The sequence below is a fragment of the Ruegeria sp. E8 genome (assembly GCF_056533985.1).
In genome coordinates, this window is the sequence record NZ_JBQFOY010000015.1 from 19,585 (window position 1) to 36,278 (window position 16,694).

The following is a 16,694-nucleotide window of genomic DNA, read 5'->3' on the forward strand; positions in this document are numbered from 1 at the left end:
AGTAAACAGTCATTTTTTAAGTGATCACTTTAAGGTGAAAGCCCGGCGGTGTAGGCATAGGTCACCTATAAGACCTGTGCCGGCGAACTTGGCACCGAAATGTTGGTCAGGCGTCGACGCCGGTACTCAAGGAGAAAACAGAGCGCGATGCGTAAAACACCGGTCCAGCCACGCGCCAGAACCAAGGTCGAAGAAATCCTTGCTGCTTCGCGAAAGGTTCTCGTCGAGCGAGGGTTCGAAAACTTCACGACCAACCATGTGGCTGACGCCGTCGGATGCCGGATAGGCACTGTTTACCGATACTTCGCACATAAGGATGATATCTTCCGCAAGTTGTATGATGACTGGCTGGCCGAAGAACGGAGAGTTAACCTTCAAGCGCTGGAAGAGTTAACAGAAGTGCTGGGTCCTGCAGATTTGGCAGCTTACCTCTTTCGTCGGCATGTCGACAATCACACAGCATTTGACCATGCGCTTGCAGTCGAATTGACCAAAGCGATGATGATGAATGATCGAATTCGTGAGGCAGACAAAAATTATGAGGCCGATATTGTGAATACCGTTCGCAAGAACGTTCTCACTTATTCCAGCCATTCATTCTCTACTATTCAGATCACATTCGCCATGCGTCTGGCTGTCTCTTTGCTATTGATGGTAAGCCTCGCGGAAGAAAGCGAACGCGCTCAGATTGAAGATCTGGCAACCGAGACACTACGCGATACGGTCAGCAGCTGGATGTGAGGTGTTAATCGCTTGAAGTAACTGCGCGGCTTGCCCGTAATCACTTCCTTCGGCTGGGCAAACCGGCGATAAATCCAGGCAGGAAGATTGTGTCGCAAATTTTTCGCATGATCAAAACGAACGTCGTTCCGGACGCACTTATCCCGCGATCTCAGCAAACATCCGTAAGCTCAAGTTCGCTCCAACAAAAGGGCAGTACCTTGCCCAACGCCAACGCACACGGTGCATAAGGCAGACCTCTTTTTGGTGTGTTTGAGCTCGTGTGCTGCGGCTAGCACCAGACGCGCGCCTGTCATGCCAAGAGGATGTCCCATGGCAATCGCTCCGCCGTTCGGGTTCACACGCGGGTCATCATCGGCGACGCCCAGATCGCGCAGGCCGCCCATTTTTCTGTGATCGGATGGCAAAAGCATCCTGATTGGTGCGTGATACAGACCAGTGAACGGCAACATTGTCGGCCGTTTCTGGCATGGACTCGGTTCCAAACTCAGCTTCAAAGTGCGGGTTAATGAAAGGCCAACCGATTGTCGTGTCACAAACCGCATTTCGTCTGTCAAAAGCAGTTCCGGCTTTCGGCATCACAAAAGGAGCGCGCGACATGCTTTCTACACCGCCGGCAATAACGAGGGCGTAGTCGTCGGATTTGATTCCGCGCGCGGCAATGCCAATTGCATCCATGCCACTTGCACACAGGCGGTTTACCGTGAGTCCAGGCACCTCGACGGGTAATCCAGCCAGCAGCAAAACCATCCGAGCCACATTTCGATTATCCTCGCCCGCTTGATTGGCGCATCCAAGCACCACTTCATCCAATAAACTCCAGTCAACGTCAGGATTACGTTCCTTCAGGGCCTTGATTGGAATGCTTGCGAGATCATCGGCCCGCACAGAAGACAGCGCTCCGCCATAGCGCCCGATTGGCGTCCGAACCGCGTCGCAGATGAATGCATCCATCGCGTTATTTCTGGGCGATGTAAGCCGTTGCTTCGATTTCTACCAAAGCTTCATCTTCCACCAGATCCTTGATGATAATCATCGACATCGCTGGGAAGTGTTTACCGAAGACACGTTGATAGGCCTTTCCTACCTCACGTTGTTTGGCGAGGTATTCGTCCTTGTCTTTGACGAACCATGTCAGGCGGCCAATATCTTCGATATCCCCGCCCGCCGCGCGCACAATTTCGGCGATGTTGTTCAGGGCCTGTTCCATCTGTGGAATAAAGCCGCCTTGTACAATTTTTTTGTCCTTGTCCCAGCCGATCTGACCGCCAACATGCAGCGTCCCGTCTGGCATCAACATGCCGTTTGCATAACCCAATGCGGGTGCCCAACCTTCTGGATGGATTGTTTTGGGTTTCATGTCTGCTCCTCCATCAGGTCATTAACAGTCTGCCGGAATCTTTCCGGCCATCGGGTTGGTTTTCCGTTCGAACCTATGCAAACCAGTGTGTGCCGCACCTCAAAGCGCTTAGAGTCATCTGCTACAGCACATGTTCTGAGAGACAGGCTGGAACCGCCTATGGCTTCAATACCGATCTGCAGTGTCAACGCGTCACCATGGCGGCTTGGCGCTTTGAACTGAATATCCAAAGCAACCGTCGGGACGCCGTGGTCGGGGTGCATGGTTTCAAACGGCCAACCCAGCAGATCGCTGAACATCGCTTCAACCGCATCATTGAGCATCTCGAAATAGCGAGGATAGAAAACGATGCCCGCCGGATCGCAATGTTTGAACAGAACTTTTTGAGGGAAACAAAAATGCATTCTAGCGCGTAAAAACCTTGAACGTCTGTATTGTATGGGTGCGTTCGATCCCTTCGATGCCGAGGAGATTGTCGTTGATGAAACGTCCAATGTCCTCGCCTTCCGGGATGACGAGTTTTAGCAGCAGGTCAAAATCACCACTGATTGAATAGAGTTCGGAGTGGATCTCTCTCAAACCGATTTCACTTGCCACGTTATATGCAGTACCGGGACGGCAGCGGATTTGTACAAAAAGTACGCTCATGGTTTTCTCTCGAGTTATGTCACGCGCGACCTGGTCTGATATTTCGGGTCTTTCCAAAGCTCCTTAGCAATCACATCTTCGATTATACCGGCCGCTTTAAGGACATCAGCCTGGTCAATGTACAAAGGTGTGAATCCAAACCTCATGATATCCAGTGCTCGGAAATCACCGATCACGCCGCGCTCGATCAGTGCTTGCATTGCAGCGTAGCCATTTTCAAACGCGAACGAGACCTGGCTGCCACGTTGGGTTGCGTCACGTGGGGAGGCCAATTTCAATTGAGGACAACGGGCTTCTACCTCAGTGATAAACAAATCACAGAGCTCAATTGAGGCTGCGCGAATGTCACCCATCGACACTTCATCCCACGCGGTCATAGCTTGATCCAAGATCGAAAGCTGAACGATTGGCGGGGTCCCGACCCGAAGACGTTCTGTCGACATTGCCGGACGATAGCCCAACTCCATCGCAAAGGGCGCATCGTGCCCCATCCATCCCGCTAGGGCAGGCTTTACATCCTTTACGACATCAGGTCGAACGTAGATAAATGCCGGAGATCCTGGCCCGCCATTCAGATATTTGTAGGTGCAGCCAACGGCAAACTCAGCGTTCGACCCCGTCAAATCAACCGGAACGGCGCCTGCGCTATGCGCCAGATCCCAGATCATCACCGCACCGACTGCATGGGCCCTTTCGGTGATTGCCTTCATGTCATGCATGCGTCCTGAACGGTAGTCCACCTGCGTCAGCAGAACGACAGCCACGTCCTCAGTGATGGCCTCTGCTACATCTTCTGGTGACGGAGTTCGCAGCTCATAACCTTTGTCGATGGTGTCGATCAGGCCCTGCGCCATGTACAAATCAGTGGGAAAATTACCATTGTCAGACAAAATCACCTTGCGGTCCGGGCGCATCTTCAAGGCGGCGGCCAAGGCCTTGTAGACCTTGATCGACAGCGTGTCCCCGGTGGCGACGGATCCTTCCGGCGCTCCGATCAGTGCGGAAATTTTATCTCCAACCCGTTTGGGCAGCGAAATCCAGTCGGCGGTATTCCACGCGCGTATTAACCCCGAGCCCCACTCATGGCCGATGACTTCGATCGCCCGATCTGTTGCGCCTTTGGGCAATGGGCCAAGCGAATTACCATCAAGGTAGATGACATCGTCCGGAATATCGAACAGGTCCTTTCTGGGAAGAGGTGCAGACATGTTTAGAGTTCACCTCGCAGGTTCCAAAGCTCGGGGAACAGTTCCACTTCAAGCATCTTGCGCAAATACTGTACGCCAGCCGTGCCGCCGGTGCCGCGCTTGAAGCCGATGACACGTTCTACGGTTGTGACGTGGTTGAACCGCCAACGGCGAAAATAATCTTCGAGATCGACAAGTTTTTCACCCAAATCGTACAAAGACCAATATTCGTCGATATTCTCATAGACGATCTTCCAACGCGCCTGAATCTCGGGGACAGCGGCGTGTGGACTGTCAAGCTGATGTGCAGGAACGTTGTTTTCGTGGCCGTCGATTTCTCGGAACAGCATCCGGACCACTTCATCGTAAAAGCTCGGACGCGCCAATTCATCCGATAGCATCTTATGAACGTCTGTAAGCTTCTCGTGCGGCTTCAGCATATTGGGGTTCCGGTTGCCCAACACATACTCAATCATCCGATACTGATAGGATTGAAACCCCGAGGATGGCCCAAGCGCTGCGCGAAACCTCGTGTAGTCGGCGGGTGTCATTGTCCTGAGGACATCCCAGGCGCTGTTGAGCTGCTCGAAGATACGGCTGACTCGTGCCAACATCTTGAACATTGTTGCTGTATCGCCGGTTTGCAGGGCAGTACGCGCTGCTGCCATTTCGTGGATTGCCAACTTCATCCAGAGCTCGCTGGTCTGGTGCTGAATGACAAACAGCATCTCGTCATGGGCATCGCTCTGCGGCTTTTGATGCGCCAGAATGTCTTCGAGGTGCAGATAGTCCCCATAGGACATCGCATCTTTGAAATCCATCTTCGCCCCATCAGTGCCGGGATCATACGCCGTGCCACTCATTGCGAGGTTTCCTTTAGTCTAAAGCGCTGGATCTTGCCGCTTTCCGTTTTGGGAAGCGCATTGGAAAAGATGATCGAGCGGGGATATTTGAAAGGTGCAATGGTTGCTTTGACGTGGTCCTGAAGCTGTTTCACCAACTCATCGGTTGGTGTGTCACCTGCGCCGAGAACGACATGCGCCTGAACGATCGAGCCACGCTCTTCGTCAGGAACGCCAATTACAGCACATTCTGCGACCGCCCCATGGGACAGCAAAGCCGCTTCAACCTCTGGGCCTGCGATATTGTATCCAGAACTGACGATGATGTCGTCATCGCGGGCAGTGAAATGGAAATAGCCATCCTGATCCTGCATGAAAGTGTCACCGGAAATGTTCCAGCCGTCTTGCACATATTCGTTTTGGCGTTCGCCGTGCAGGTAGCGACACCCGGTTGGGCCACGCATTGCAAGTCGCCCAATCTCACCACGAGGGACTTCGGTGCCATCGGGTCCGATCACTTTGGCTTCATAGCCCGATACCGGCTTGCCTGTGCAGGCCGGTCTGTGATCTTCGAACCGGTTCGTGATGAAGATATGTAGCATCTCGGTGGCGCCGATACCATCCAGCATTGGCTTGCCGGTTTTTGCAATCCAATCGTCATAGACAGGTCCCGGCAGGGTTTCCCCGGCCGAAACGGCCGCGCGAAGCGACGACAAATCCGCGCCCTCGTCCATGGCCCGCAGCATGGCCCGATAGGCGGTGGGCGCGGTAAAGCAGACGGTTGCTTTGTAGGTCTCGATGATGTCGATCATGTTGGGGGGCGAGGCGTTTTCCAACAGAGTCGCTGTTGCTCCGAACCGCAGCGGAAACACAGCCAGACCACCTAGACCAAAGGTGAAGGCCAGAGGAGGCGAGCCGACAAACACGTCCTGTTGCTGCACGTTGAGGACCTCACGCGCATAGCCATCCGCAATGATCAGCAGATCGCGGTGGAAGTGCATGGTTGCCTTGGGATTGCCGGTGGAACCAGAGGTGAAACCAATCAGCGCAACGTCATCCTGTGCCGTGTCAACCGAGTCAAAGGTCACCGGCTTTTCCAGCGCAAGCCTGTCCAATTCCGCATCGTGATTGGCTGTGCCGTCAAAGCCCACAACGGTTTTGAGAAACTTGCTGTCCTTGGCGCATGCAGCCATCTCGTCCATCAGTCGGGTGTCACACAGCGCATGCGTGATCTCGGCTTTCTCGACATATTTGGTCAGCTCGGATGCGCGGAGCATTGGCATGGTGTTGACCACCACCGCTCCTGCCTTGGTCGCAGCCAGCCAGCAGGCAACCATCGCCGGGTTGTTGGCGGATCGGATTATGACCCGATTGCCTGGCTTCACTCCCAAATCCTCGACCAACACATGCGCCAGCCGATTGGTCCAATCGCTCAGCTCTTTATAGGTTCGGCGGCGACCGTTCCCGATGAGCGCAGTGTTGTCCCCAAAGCCTTTGACCACCATGGCATCGGTCAGTTCAACGGCCACATTGAGCCGATCCGGGTAGTCAAACTTGTCCAGCAACAGGTCGGGCCACAAATTTTGCGGCGGCAGGTTGTCTCTTGCGAACGTATCCATGTGGGCCGAAGGCTTGAACATCGTTATCTCCCCTGAAATGCCGCGAGCGTTTGGCGGGCAATGACAACGCGCTGCACGTCTGACGCGCCCTCATAAATGCGCAAAGCCCTGATCTCGCGGTAGAGTTTCTCGACGGTTTCGCCGGATTTGACCCCGTCACCACCGTGCAGTTGCACTGCCTTGTCGATGACCTGTTGCGCCTGATCCGTAGAAAACAGCTTGGCCATCGCCGCTTCGCGCGTGACGCGGGATGCGCCGCTATCTTTGGTCCATGCCGCGCGATAGACCAGCAAGGCCGCAGCATCCACATCAAGGGCCATATCCGCAATATGCCCTTGCACCATCTGGAGGTCAAAGAGCGGCGAGCCATGCACGTGGCGTTTGGTGACACGGTCCAGCGCCTCGTCCAGCGCACGCCGCGCGAAGCCTAGCGCCGCCGCTGCGACGGTTGAACGGAAGACGTCCAGCACCGACATCGCGATCTTGAACCCTTGTCCGGGCTCACCAATCAGAGCACTGGCCGGGATGCGAGCATCCTTGAAATCGAGTGTCGCCAATGGATGGGGTGCGATGGTGTCCAGCCGCTCGGCAACTTCAAACCCAGGGGTGTCTGCGGGCACCACAAAAGCTGACATACCACGCGCACCGGGAGCTTCCCCGGTTCGGGCAAAAACGGTGTAAACATCCGCGATGCCACCATTTGATATCCAGGTTTTCTGCCCGTTCAGAACGAAATCGTTGCCGTCACGTGTTGCCGTCATTGTATTGGCAGCCACATCCGAGCCACTGCCGGGCTCTGTCAGGGCAAAGGCGGAAATCGCCTTGCCTGATCGGGTCAGCGGCAACCATTCAGCGCGTTGCGCATCTGTCCCAAAAAGTGAGATCGCCCCGGTTCCCAAACCTTGCATCGCAAAGGCGAAATCAGCCAAGCCGTCGTAACGAGCCAGTGTTTCGCGGATCAGGCACAGGGTGCGCACGTCCAGTTTGCCATCTTGAGAACCGGAATGTGTCGCAAAGCCTGCTTCGCCAAGTATCTTCACGAGTTGACGACAGGCCTCATCGGTGTTCGCATGATCGATTTCGCCAAGACTGGTCTCTGCCCAAGATTCGAGTTCGGAGGCGAGCGCACGGTGAGTATCGTCGAAAAAGGGCCAATTCAGAAAGCTCTTGTCTGCCATCAGTCGCCCTCAAACACTGGTTTTTCTTTGGCAACAAAGGCGTTGTAAGCGCGATGAAAATCCTGCCCTTGCATACAGATCGCCTGCGCCTGGGCCTCTGCCTCAATCGCCTGTTCGATCGACATAGACCATTCCTGCGCCAGCATGGTTTTGGTCATCATGTTGGCGAAACCCGGTCCCTCGGCAATGCGTTTGGCAAGCTTGCTCGCGGTTTCAACCAAGTCATCTGCCGGAACAACCTGATTGAAATACCCCCAGGCCAGTCCTTCTTCGGCGCTCATGGAACGACCAAGATAAAGCAGTTCTGCCGCCCGTCCCTGGCCGATGATCCGAGGCAGGATTGCGCAAGCGCCCATATCGCAACCAGCCAGCCCGACACGATTGAATAGGAAAGCCGTTTTCGCTTCGGGTGTAGCTATGCGCAGGTCGGACGCCATTGAGATGATTGCGCCCGCTCCGGCGCAGATACCGTCAACGGCTGCAATGATGGGTTTGCCGCAGTTTACCATCGCTTTGACCAGGTCACCGGCCATGCGCGTAAAAGCCAGAAGCTCTTTCATATTCATTTTGGTCAGCGGGCCAATGATGTCATGCACATCCCCGCCGGAACTGAAGTTGCCGCCATTGGGGGCAAAGACCACTGCACCAACGTCATCGGAATAATGCAAATCCCGGAACCAGTCGCGCAATTCCGCATAACTGTCGAAGGTCAGTGGGTTTTTGCGTTCAGGCCGGTCAAGTGAGATCGTCGCAATGCCGTTTTCAATTGAGCAGTTAATGTGCTCTACGTCACTTCGCATCGTTTCTTACTCCTCCAGAGACTCTGTCAGATGGTCCAGGCGCAGGATCATCCCGTCGATGTCATCCGCGTTTAGCCCGCCCAGCAATTCATTGACCCATGTTTCATGGGCGGCAGCGTGTGTTTCAAAAACTGAAATCCCTTTGGGCGTCAGGCGCACAAGATTTGCCCGACGATCCCCCGGCACAGCCACACGCAGAGCGAGACCTTCTTCAGCCAATTTGTCTACGATCCCAGTGATATTGCCGTTCGAAACCCGAAGGAGCGTGGAAATCTCGCTCATCTTCATGCCTTCCGGAGCACGGGAAAGCGCCGACATCACATCGAAGCGGGGCAGGGTCCATTCCATTTCGTTGCGGAGGCGGCGGCGGATTTCATCCTCGATTAAGCTGCTCGCTTTCAGCAATTTCAGCCACAGGCGCAGACGTTCCTTGGAAATCGGCTCCGATTGGCTCGCTTGCTTGCTTTTTGTGTTCATATTTCGCCTCCGGAAAGAGATAGCGCGTGCCCATTCACGGAACGGGCCTCATCGGAACACAACCACAGCGCCGTTCCAGCCACCTCGTCGGTTTGAACGAAGCGTTTTTGCGGATTTCCAGACAACAAAGACGCGCGCGCCTGATCCTCGGACATGCCAGTCTTTTCGACTATGTTCGCGACCGAGCGTTCGAGCATCGGCGTTTCGATAAAGCCAGGGCAAATTGCGTTTACAGTGATCCCAGTTGCGGCCAATTCAATTGACAAGGCGCGGGTCAATCCCACAACACCATGCTTGGCCGCGCAGTACGCCGAGACATAGGGATATCCCTTCAGGCCAGCAGTTGAGGCAATGGCGATCAAGCGCCCCCAACCGGCGGCTTTCATATCCGGCAACGCAGCCAGCCAGACATTTGCCACACCTATCAAGTTGACAGCCAGCATGGCCTGCAATGTTGCCGGTGTCATTTTGGCAAAAGGCGTGCTTTCCGCAGCGCCCGCATTGGCGATGACGCCGGAAATTGAGCCGTTCTCGGTCCTTGCGTCTTCAAACGCTTTTTGCACCGCATCCGGATCTGTGACATCGCAGATTTGATAAGGCAGGCCCTGATCTTTCAGAGGTCCTTCCTTACGCCCCATTATGGTGATGGATGCCCCGGCGTCGGCAAGCGTTTGCGCGGTGTCTGCCCCGACGCCAGTGCCACCCCCGGTGACCACAAAGTGTTTTCCTGCCAAAGTCATACGCGGATCATCTCCGCTGCACGGTCCGCCAAACGCCAGGTTTGATCACGCCCGGCCAGATATGGCATCGGCCAGGACCGTTCTGCCCGGTCGCCTGTTTTGGCACCCTCACGCAGCGCCCAATAAGGGTCAGAAAGATGCGGGCGCCCTACCGCAACCAAATCGGCGCGGCCAGCCATCAGAATGGAATTTGCATGGTCCGCCTCATAAATATTGCCCACTGCCATCGTGCTGATTCCCGCTTCGTTACGAATACGGTCCGAGAACGGAGTTTGGAACATACGCCCGTAGACCGGCTGTGCGTCGACCGATGTTTGGCCGGCGGACACATCAATGATGTCGGCTCCGGCGGCGCTGAACGCTTTGGCAATTTCGACGGCTTCTTCCGGGGTGACACCATCCTCGCCTATCCAATCATTGGCGGAAATCCGCACCGACATGGGTTTGTCGTCGGGCCAGACGGTGCGCATCGCCGCAAAAACTTCCAGCGGGTAGCGCAGGCGGTTTTCCAAACTGCCGCCATATTGATCGCTGCGCGTGTTCGACACCGGCGAAATGAACGACGAAATGAAATAGCCATGGGCAGCGTGCAACTCGATCATGTCAAAGCCCGCGCGTTCTGCCATTTCCGCCGAGGCGACAAACTGGGCTTTGATTTCGTCCATATCGGCCTGTGTGGCCTCGCGCGGGGTCGCGTTTTCGGAGGACCAAGCGATTGATGAGGCTGAGACAAGACCCCAATTGCCGTGCGGCAGTGGTTTGTCCATACCTTCCCAGCCGATGTTGGTAGACCCCTTGCGACCCGAGTGGCCGATCTGACAGCAGACTTTTGCGTCGGTCTCTTCATGCACAAATTTGGTCAAGCGAGCCCAGGCAGCCTCGTGTTCGGGTGCATAGAGACCTGGGCAACCCGGTGTAATGCGCCCGGTGTCCGAAACGCAGGTCATCTCAGTATAAACGAGCCCGGCACCACCCTTGGCGCGTTCACCATAGTGGATCAGATGCCAGTCGTTTGGTGTACCGTCGACTGCCTTGTACTGCGCCATGGGAGAGACGACGATCCGGTTCTTCAGATCCATGCTCCGCATTTTGTAAGGGGCGAACATTGGCGCTCGAACAGTTGCGCCCTCCGGGACACCGGCCTGGATCTGAAACCACTTCTCGGCACTCTCAAGCCATTTCGGATCACGCAGGCGCAGATTCTCATGGCTGATCCGTTGGCTTCGGGTCAGCAGCGAATAGTTGAATTGAACCGGATCGAGGTCGAGGTAACGTTCTACTTGTTCGAACCATTCCAGCGAGTTGCGCGCCGCTGATTGCAGGCGAAGCACTTCCAGACGGCGTTCTTCCTGATAGCGTTCAAAAGCAGCATCCATGTTGGTTTCGGAATGCAGGTAGTTCGCGAGCGAAATCGCGCTGTCAAATGCCAGACGCGACCCAGACCCGATGGAGAAGTGTCCAGTCGCGGCCGCGTCGCCCATCAATACGATGTTGTCGTGATACCATTTCTCACAGATCACACGTGGGAATTTCATCCAGACGGCGGATCCACGTAAATGCGCAGCATTCGAGATCAATTCGTGACCGCCGAGATGATCAGCAAAGACATTGCGGCATGTTTCCACAATCTCTTCTTTGGACATGTCCTTGAAGCCGAAGCGATCCCAGGTGTCCTGCTGGCATTCTACGATGAATGTCGCGGTGTTGTGGTCGAACTGATAGACATGCGCCCACATCCAGCCATGTTCGGTCTTTTCGAAAATAAACGTAAAAGCATCATCGAATTTCTGGTGGGTACCCAGCCAAATGAATTGGCATTCGCGAACGTCTATGTTCGGTTCAAACTGGTCTGCGTAAACGGAACGGGTGCTGGAATTGATCCCGTCGCAAGCGACCACGAGGTCGTAGTCGTCCTTGAAATCGGCGGCTGACGAGAACTCGGTTTCAAAACGCAGTTCGACACCCAGTTCGCGGGCGCGGTCCTGCAAAAGTATAAGCATCTGTTTTCGGCCGATGCCTGCGAACCCGTGCCCTCCGGAAACGGTTCTAACACCGTCATGGACCACCGCGATGTCATCCCAATAGGCAAAGTGATCACGGATTGCTTGTGCACTTTGAGGATCGTTCTTCTCCAGATTTTCCAGAGCATCATCCGACAGGACAACACCCCAGCCGAAGGTATCGTTGGCTCGATTGCGCTCAATCACGACAACATCATGCGTCGGGTCCTTGAGCTTCATGGAGATCGCAAAATAGAGCCCCGCCGGCCCCCCGCCCAAACATGCTACCCGCATTGGAATGCCTCCTCACTTGAATCGCCAGCAGACCGACCCGCCTTTCCATTGACGCTAGATGAGCAGGCTTTTTATTTCAAGCTTGAAAGTTTAAAGCACTAAAAATACAGATTTAAAGGACTACTTCGATCAGGGAGAGAATCTCATGCGCGCCAGCGACGCGTCAGAAGTTCATCAGGCAACTCCGGAAATGGCACGCGCCAAACCGGCTGCCCTTGTTTGGGAGGATCCATTTTTGATGGATTCGCTGCTCTCGGAAGAAGAACGCATGATCCGCGACACCGCGCGCGCCTATTGTCAGGAAAAGCTCAAGCCGCGCGCGATTGAAGGAAACCGCCATGAAGTGTTCGATCGCGAGATCATGTCCGAGATGGGCGAATTGGGTTTGCTTGGTTCGACCATTCCCGAAGAGTATGGCTGTGTAGGAGCCAACTATGTCGCTTATGGGCTGGTGGCGCGGGAAGTCGAGCGGGTTGACAGCGGCTATCGCTCTGCCATGTCTGTTCAAAGCTCGCTGGTGATGCATCCGATCTTTGCTTATGGAAGTGAAGACCAACGCAAGAAATACCTGCCCAAACTGGCCTCGGGAGAATGGGTCGGCTGCTTTGGATTGACCGAGCCAGACCATGGGTCGGACCCGGGATCAATGACGACGCGCGCCAAGAAGTCTGATGGCGGGTACTTGATTTCCGGGGCCAAGAACTGGATCACCAACAGCCCCATTGCTGATGTATTTGTAATATGGGCGAAATCGGATGACCACGACGGAAAAATCCGCGGCTTCCTTTTGGAGAAGGGGATGAAGGGTCTGAACGCGCCAAAGATTGACGGCAAATTCAGCCTGCGCGCTTCGATCACCGGCATGATTCAGATGGACGAAGTTTTTGTTCCGAAAGAAAATCTGTTGCCGAATGCCCAAGGCTTGGCTGGCCCGTTCGGGTGTTTGAACCGTGCCCGCTATGGCATCAGTTGGGGCGCAATGGGGGCTGCCGAAGCCTGCTGGCACGCGGCGCGCAACTACACAATTGAACGCAAACAATTTGGCAAACCACTTGCCGCCATGCAGCTTGTCCAGAAAAAACTCGCCGACATGCAAACCGAGATTTCGCTTGGGCTTTTGGGTGCGCTGCGCCTGGGGCGCATGATGGATGATCACGTAAACTCGGCGGAACTGATCAGCCTCATGAAGCGAAACAATTGCGGAAAGGCGTTGGCCATTGCCCGCGAAGCGCGTGACATGCACGGTGGTAACGGGGTCTCGGACGAATATGGCGTCATTCAGCACGTAATGAACCTTGAGGCGGTAAATACCTACGAAGGCACCCACGATGTCCATGCGCTGATATTGGGACGTGGTCAAACCGGATTGCAGGCGTTCCAATGAATCCAGCGCCCGGAATTGATTGGGAGGACGCTTTTGCCGACGGCACGTATATTGCCGATGGTGTAGGGTATCCGGACCTGTGGCGCGAGCGGGCGAAAGCCTTCCGCGCGGCACATCCTGGTGCGCTGGATTTGGCCTACGGTAATCATGCGCGTGAGCGGTTTGATCTGTTCAAACCAGAAGGTACCGCCAAAGGGTTTATCGTAATCGTACATGGCGGTTATTGGCAGGCTTTCGACAAATCGAGCTGGTCCGATCTCGCGGCTGGCGCGCTCGCTTTTGGGTGGGCCGTATCGATGCCGAGCTACACGCTCGCTCCCGAAGCAAGTTTGCCTGAAATCACGGCGCAGATCGGGCGTGCTTTGGAAACGGTAGCACAGCAGGTAGATGGGCCGATCCGGTTGACGGGCCACTCGGCAGGTGGCCATCTGGTGACACGATTGGTCTGCAAAACCGGGCCTCTTCCAGCGGACGTTGCTCATCGCATCGAGCGCGTTGTTTCCATCAGCGGGTTGCATGACCTGCGCCCACTTCTGCTTCACTCGATGAACGGAAATCTGGGTCTTTCGCCCGAAACCGTAAAAGAGGAAAGCCCGGCCCTTTGCCTGCCGCATCCGGGCGTCAAAGTCACTGCGTGGGTCGGAGCAGCAGAACGACCTGAATTTTTGCGCCAATCCGCACTTTTGGCCGAGGTGTGGGCCAGGGCGGGAATCGAAGCTGACCTGGTTGCTGATCCGGGAAGGCATCATTTTAATGTAATTGACGGGCCAAAAATCCCGGAACATCCACTTTGCATAGCGCTGGCCGGAGACTGAGATGGCAGTAGATATTTCCGCTCGAAATGGGGTCGCCGTTGTGACTCTCGACAACCCGCCGGTTAACGCAATGAGCCAGGCGGTGCGTCAGGGATTGATGAGCGCACTCTTGGAAACCGAAGCGGACGACAGTATCCAAGCCGTGGTACTCACATGTGCCGGCCGAACATTCAGTGCCGGGGCGGATGCGCGAGTTCGGAAAGCCGCCATTGGAACCGCACCTGCCAGATGTGCTGAACGCAATCGAACAGTCCAGCAAACCGTGGGTCGCCGCCATTCACGGTGCCGCCCTTGGTGGTGGGCTCGAAACGGCAATGGCCTGTCACCAGCGGATTGCAACTCAGAATGCTAAACTTGGGCTGCCCGAGGTCACGCTGGGCCTGATCCCAGGTGCTGGCGGTACAGTGCGTTTGCCCCGGCTTGTTTCGGCTGAGGTCGCTTTGAACATGATTGCCGCAGGCAAGCCTATTGGCGCGAGCTCTGCTTTGCAGCAGGGATTGATTGATGCGATGTCGGACAGGGATCTGGTACAGGACGCCATCGCTCTGGCGAAAAACATTGGTGCGCCTGAACCAGTCATCGGCAGAGATGTAAATGCGCCGGAAGATCCTGCTTCTTTTGATGCTTCAGCCGCCAAGATCATCGCGAAGGCTGGTGGCCAAAAGGCGCCGAAAGCGGCTGTTCAGGCGCTGAAGAACGCCTTCTCTCTTCCCCCGGTCGAGGCGTTTTCGGCAGAACGGAGCACTTTTCTTAAGCTCAAGTCGGATCCGCAATCCGAGGCCCTGCGGTACATCTTCTTTGCCGAGCGCGCGACCATGAAAATTGACCGCGTCAAAAGTGTCGAAGCACGCGCGCTTACGCAAATCGGTGTCGTAGGCGGTGGCACGATGGGGGCAGGGATCGCCGCAGCTTGTCTATTGTCCGGATATGCCGTGCATATGGTTGAACGGGACACGCAATCTGTCGAAGCCGGTCGACACCGTGTGATCGCTACGCTCGACGGCAGTCTGAAACGTGGCATTATCAGCCCGGATGCACACCAGAAACTGACCAACGCCTTCTCGGTCTCCGACAGCTATCGCGATCTTGTCAGCGCTGATCTGATTGTCGAAGCGGTTTTTGAAGACATGGATGTCAAGAAACAGGTCTTTGCCCAAATCGAAGCCGTGGCGAAACCAGATGCAATTCTTGCCACCAACACATCCTATCTTAATGTCAATGAAATTGCCGCCCAGTTGCAAGATCAGGGCCGTGCCCTCGGGTTGCATTTCTTTTCCCCAGCGCACGTTATGAAGCTACTGGAAATTGTTGTTCCTGAATCCGTAAGCAATATTGCACTGGCAACTGCGGTCAAATTTGCAAAGACCCTAAACAAGATCGCTGTGCCTGCCGGCGTCTGCGATGGGTTTATCGCCAACCGTATCATGTCAGCTTATCGGCGCGAGGCCGAGTTTATGATCGAGGACGGTGCAATGCCGTGGGATGTTGATCGCGCGATGGTTGAGTTCGGCTTTCCAATGGGGATTTTCCAGATGGGGGATCTTGCGGGACTCGACATATCCTGGGCGATGCGGAAGCGTCAGGCCGCCACCCGGGATCAGACCCAGCGCTATGTCGACATAGGTGACAAGCTGTGCGAATTGGGTCGTTTCGGGCGCAAGACAAAGAGAGGTTACTATACCTATGAGGATAGCCCCAAGGGCCTTCCGGACCCTGAGGTCGAAGCATTGGTTCTTTCAGAATCGGCGCGCAAAGGCATTGTGCGCAAATCGTTGTCGTCGGACGATATTATGGCACGCATCTTGAACGCCATGCAGTCAGAAGGCCAGAAAACCCTAGACGAAGGTATTGCCCGTTCCGCTGATGATATCGACGTTGTGATTGTAAACGCTTACGGTTTTCCGCGTTGGCGAGGCGGGCCAATGTTCATGCTCAGAAACGTTTGAAAATCTACCGGGATTTTGGTGCTCCTCAACTATCCGGCCAGTTACGATTGTCGTGCCATTTCATTCCGAGTTTGCGCAAAGAAAGCGCAGTATCTCGGTAAACGTCTGGAATAAGTCGGTACCTACGAGTGCAGCGAGATGCATGATTGTTGGCGACCCGCCTTCAAAACCCAATTAAACCGGTTTGGTTTCCAGCGGGAACAATTTGTCGTACGCCAGTGTGAAAACATAAGTATAGGCAACGACGAAAGACGTTACGACCACATCCGTCATCAGCGCTTCCAAAAATCCAATACCGAGCCACCAAGCATAGATAGGAAGTGACGTTATCACCAACGAAGCCTCGAAACCAATCGCGTGCAAAATCCGACCAAAATGCGAGCGTTCACTCGCTACCCGCCCGGCACGGGCATCGACCCTGTCAAATATCCAATTGTAGACAAGATTTAGCACCATTGCCTTGACCGCGAGAACCACTCCAAGCATGCCAATTTCCGCAACCGGTTTGTCGAAAAAAGCTGCGCCGGCAGGCACCAGGACAGCCATCAGCAACAGCTCAAAGCTGATTGTATAACGAAGACGGTCTTTACCCGTTCTCAGAATGACATTGTCCGACATTTCCAACTCCATTGCTGAATCGTGTTCTATTGAAATTTCTGGATG

Annotated in this window: 16 protein-coding genes and 2 pseudogenes; 5 read left to right on the forward strand and 13 right to left on the reverse strand. The window is 55.0% G+C overall.

From position 1 onward, the window contains the following. Positions 1 to 147: 147 nt before the first annotated feature. Positions 148 to 741 carry a TetR/AcrR family transcriptional regulator gene (locus ACR0LF_RS17240; protein WP_480582488.1) on the forward strand — a complete coding sequence of 198 codons (594 nt, stop codon included), beginning with the start codon at positions 148 to 150 and terminating at the stop codon, positions 739 to 741. A gap of 170 nt (positions 742 to 911) precedes the next feature. Here ACR0LF_RS17240 and ACR0LF_RS17245 read toward each other — a convergent pair. From ACR0LF_RS17245 to ACR0LF_RS17300, 12 genes and pseudogenes are all read right to left on the reverse strand, one after another. Beyond that, positions 912 to 1,695, reverse strand: a pseudogene (locus ACR0LF_RS17245) (thiolase family protein). Positions 1,696 to 1,699: 4 nt separating this feature from the next. Continuing rightward, a complete protein-coding gene (locus ACR0LF_RS17250; RefSeq protein ID WP_480582490.1) occupies positions 1,700 to 2,101 on the reverse strand; it encodes a RidA family protein in 402 nt (133 codons plus the stop codon). Further along, a complete protein-coding gene (locus ACR0LF_RS17255) occupies positions 2,098 to 2,505 on the reverse strand; it encodes an acyl-CoA thioesterase (RefSeq protein WP_480582492.1) in 408 nt (135 codons plus the stop codon). Before ACR0LF_RS17255 ends, ACR0LF_RS17250 begins: the two co-directional genes overlap by 4 nt. A 1-nt stretch (position 2,506) precedes the next feature. Next, complete coding sequence (locus tag ACR0LF_RS17260) at positions 2,507 to 2,749, reverse strand: Lrp/AsnC ligand binding domain-containing protein (protein ID WP_480582494.1); 243 nt, start codon at positions 2,747 to 2,749, stop codon at positions 2,507 to 2,509. Positions 2,750 to 2,763: 14 nt separating this feature from the next. Next, on the reverse strand, positions 2,764 to 3,957 hold the full coding sequence (gene kynU, locus ACR0LF_RS17265; protein ID WP_480582496.1) for a kynureninase: 1,194 nt from the start codon (positions 3,955 to 3,957) through the stop codon (positions 2,764 to 2,766). A gap of 2 nt (positions 3,958 to 3,959) precedes the next feature. Beyond that, positions 3,960 to 4,799: a tryptophan 2,3-dioxygenase gene (locus ACR0LF_RS17270; protein ID WP_480582498.1), complete on the reverse strand. Its 840-nt coding sequence runs from the start codon at positions 4,797 to 4,799 to the stop codon at positions 3,960 to 3,962. Then, a complete protein-coding gene (locus ACR0LF_RS17275) occupies positions 4,796 to 6,418 on the reverse strand; it encodes an AMP-binding protein (RefSeq protein WP_480582499.1) in 1,623 nt (540 codons plus the stop codon). The genes ACR0LF_RS17270 and ACR0LF_RS17275 overlap by 4 nt, the downstream gene beginning before the upstream one ends. Before the next feature lie 2 nt (positions 6,419 to 6,420). Continuing rightward, positions 6,421 to 7,575, reverse strand: a complete 1,155-nt coding sequence (locus ACR0LF_RS17280) for an acyl-CoA dehydrogenase family protein (RefSeq protein WP_480582501.1) — start codon at positions 7,573 to 7,575, stop codon at positions 6,421 to 6,423. Continuing rightward, positions 7,575 to 8,375 (reverse strand): enoyl-CoA hydratase family protein, encoded by an 801-nt coding sequence (locus ACR0LF_RS17285; protein WP_480582503.1) that lies wholly within the window; start codon positions 8,373 to 8,375, stop codon positions 7,575 to 7,577. The genes ACR0LF_RS17280 and ACR0LF_RS17285 overlap by 1 nt, the downstream gene beginning before the upstream one ends. 6 nt (positions 8,376 to 8,381) lie before the next feature. Next, entirely contained in the window at positions 8,382 to 8,852 is a 471-nt protein-coding gene (locus tag ACR0LF_RS17290; protein ID WP_480582504.1) for a MarR family winged helix-turn-helix transcriptional regulator, read from the reverse strand. Then, a complete protein-coding gene (locus ACR0LF_RS17295) occupies positions 8,849 to 9,592 on the reverse strand; it encodes an SDR family NAD(P)-dependent oxidoreductase (RefSeq protein WP_480582506.1) in 744 nt (247 codons plus the stop codon). Before ACR0LF_RS17295 ends, ACR0LF_RS17290 begins: the two co-directional genes overlap by 4 nt. After that, positions 9,589 to 11,886, reverse strand: a complete 2,298-nt coding sequence (locus ACR0LF_RS17300; RefSeq protein WP_480582508.1) for a bifunctional salicylyl-CoA 5-hydroxylase/oxidoreductase — start codon at positions 11,884 to 11,886, stop codon at positions 9,589 to 9,591. Before ACR0LF_RS17300 ends, ACR0LF_RS17295 begins: the two co-directional genes overlap by 4 nt. A gap of 190 nt (positions 11,887 to 12,076) precedes the next feature. Here ACR0LF_RS17300 and ACR0LF_RS17305 point away from each other — a divergent pair, with 190 nt between their 5' ends. The 4 genes and pseudogenes from ACR0LF_RS17305 to ACR0LF_RS17320 all read left to right on the forward strand — a co-directional run bounded on the left by ACR0LF_RS17305 (position 12,077) and on the right by ACR0LF_RS17320 (position 16,031). Then, positions 12,077 to 13,270, forward strand: a complete 1,194-nt coding sequence (locus tag ACR0LF_RS17305) for an acyl-CoA dehydrogenase (RefSeq protein ID WP_480582626.1) — start codon at positions 12,077 to 12,079, stop codon at positions 13,268 to 13,270. After that, positions 13,267 to 14,085 (forward strand): alpha/beta hydrolase, encoded by an 819-nt coding sequence (locus ACR0LF_RS17310; protein ID WP_480582510.1) that lies wholly within the window; start codon positions 13,267 to 13,269, stop codon positions 14,083 to 14,085. Before ACR0LF_RS17305 ends, ACR0LF_RS17310 begins: the two co-directional genes overlap by 4 nt. A 70-nt stretch (positions 14,086 to 14,155) precedes the next feature. Then, positions 14,156 to 14,227 (forward strand): annotated as a pseudogene (locus tag ACR0LF_RS17315) (hypothetical protein); the annotation flags it as partial. Between the two features lie 43 nt (positions 14,228 to 14,270). Beyond that, entirely contained in the window at positions 14,271 to 16,031 is a 1,761-nt protein-coding gene (locus ACR0LF_RS17320) for a 3-hydroxyacyl-CoA dehydrogenase NAD-binding domain-containing protein (protein WP_480582512.1), read from the forward strand. 174 nt (positions 16,032 to 16,205) lie between these two features. Here ACR0LF_RS17320 and ACR0LF_RS17325 read toward each other — a convergent pair whose 3' ends face one another. Then, a complete protein-coding gene (locus tag ACR0LF_RS17325; protein WP_480582514.1) occupies positions 16,206 to 16,649 on the reverse strand; it encodes a PACE efflux transporter in 444 nt (147 codons plus the stop codon). Positions 16,650 to 16,694: the final 45 nt, after the last annotated feature.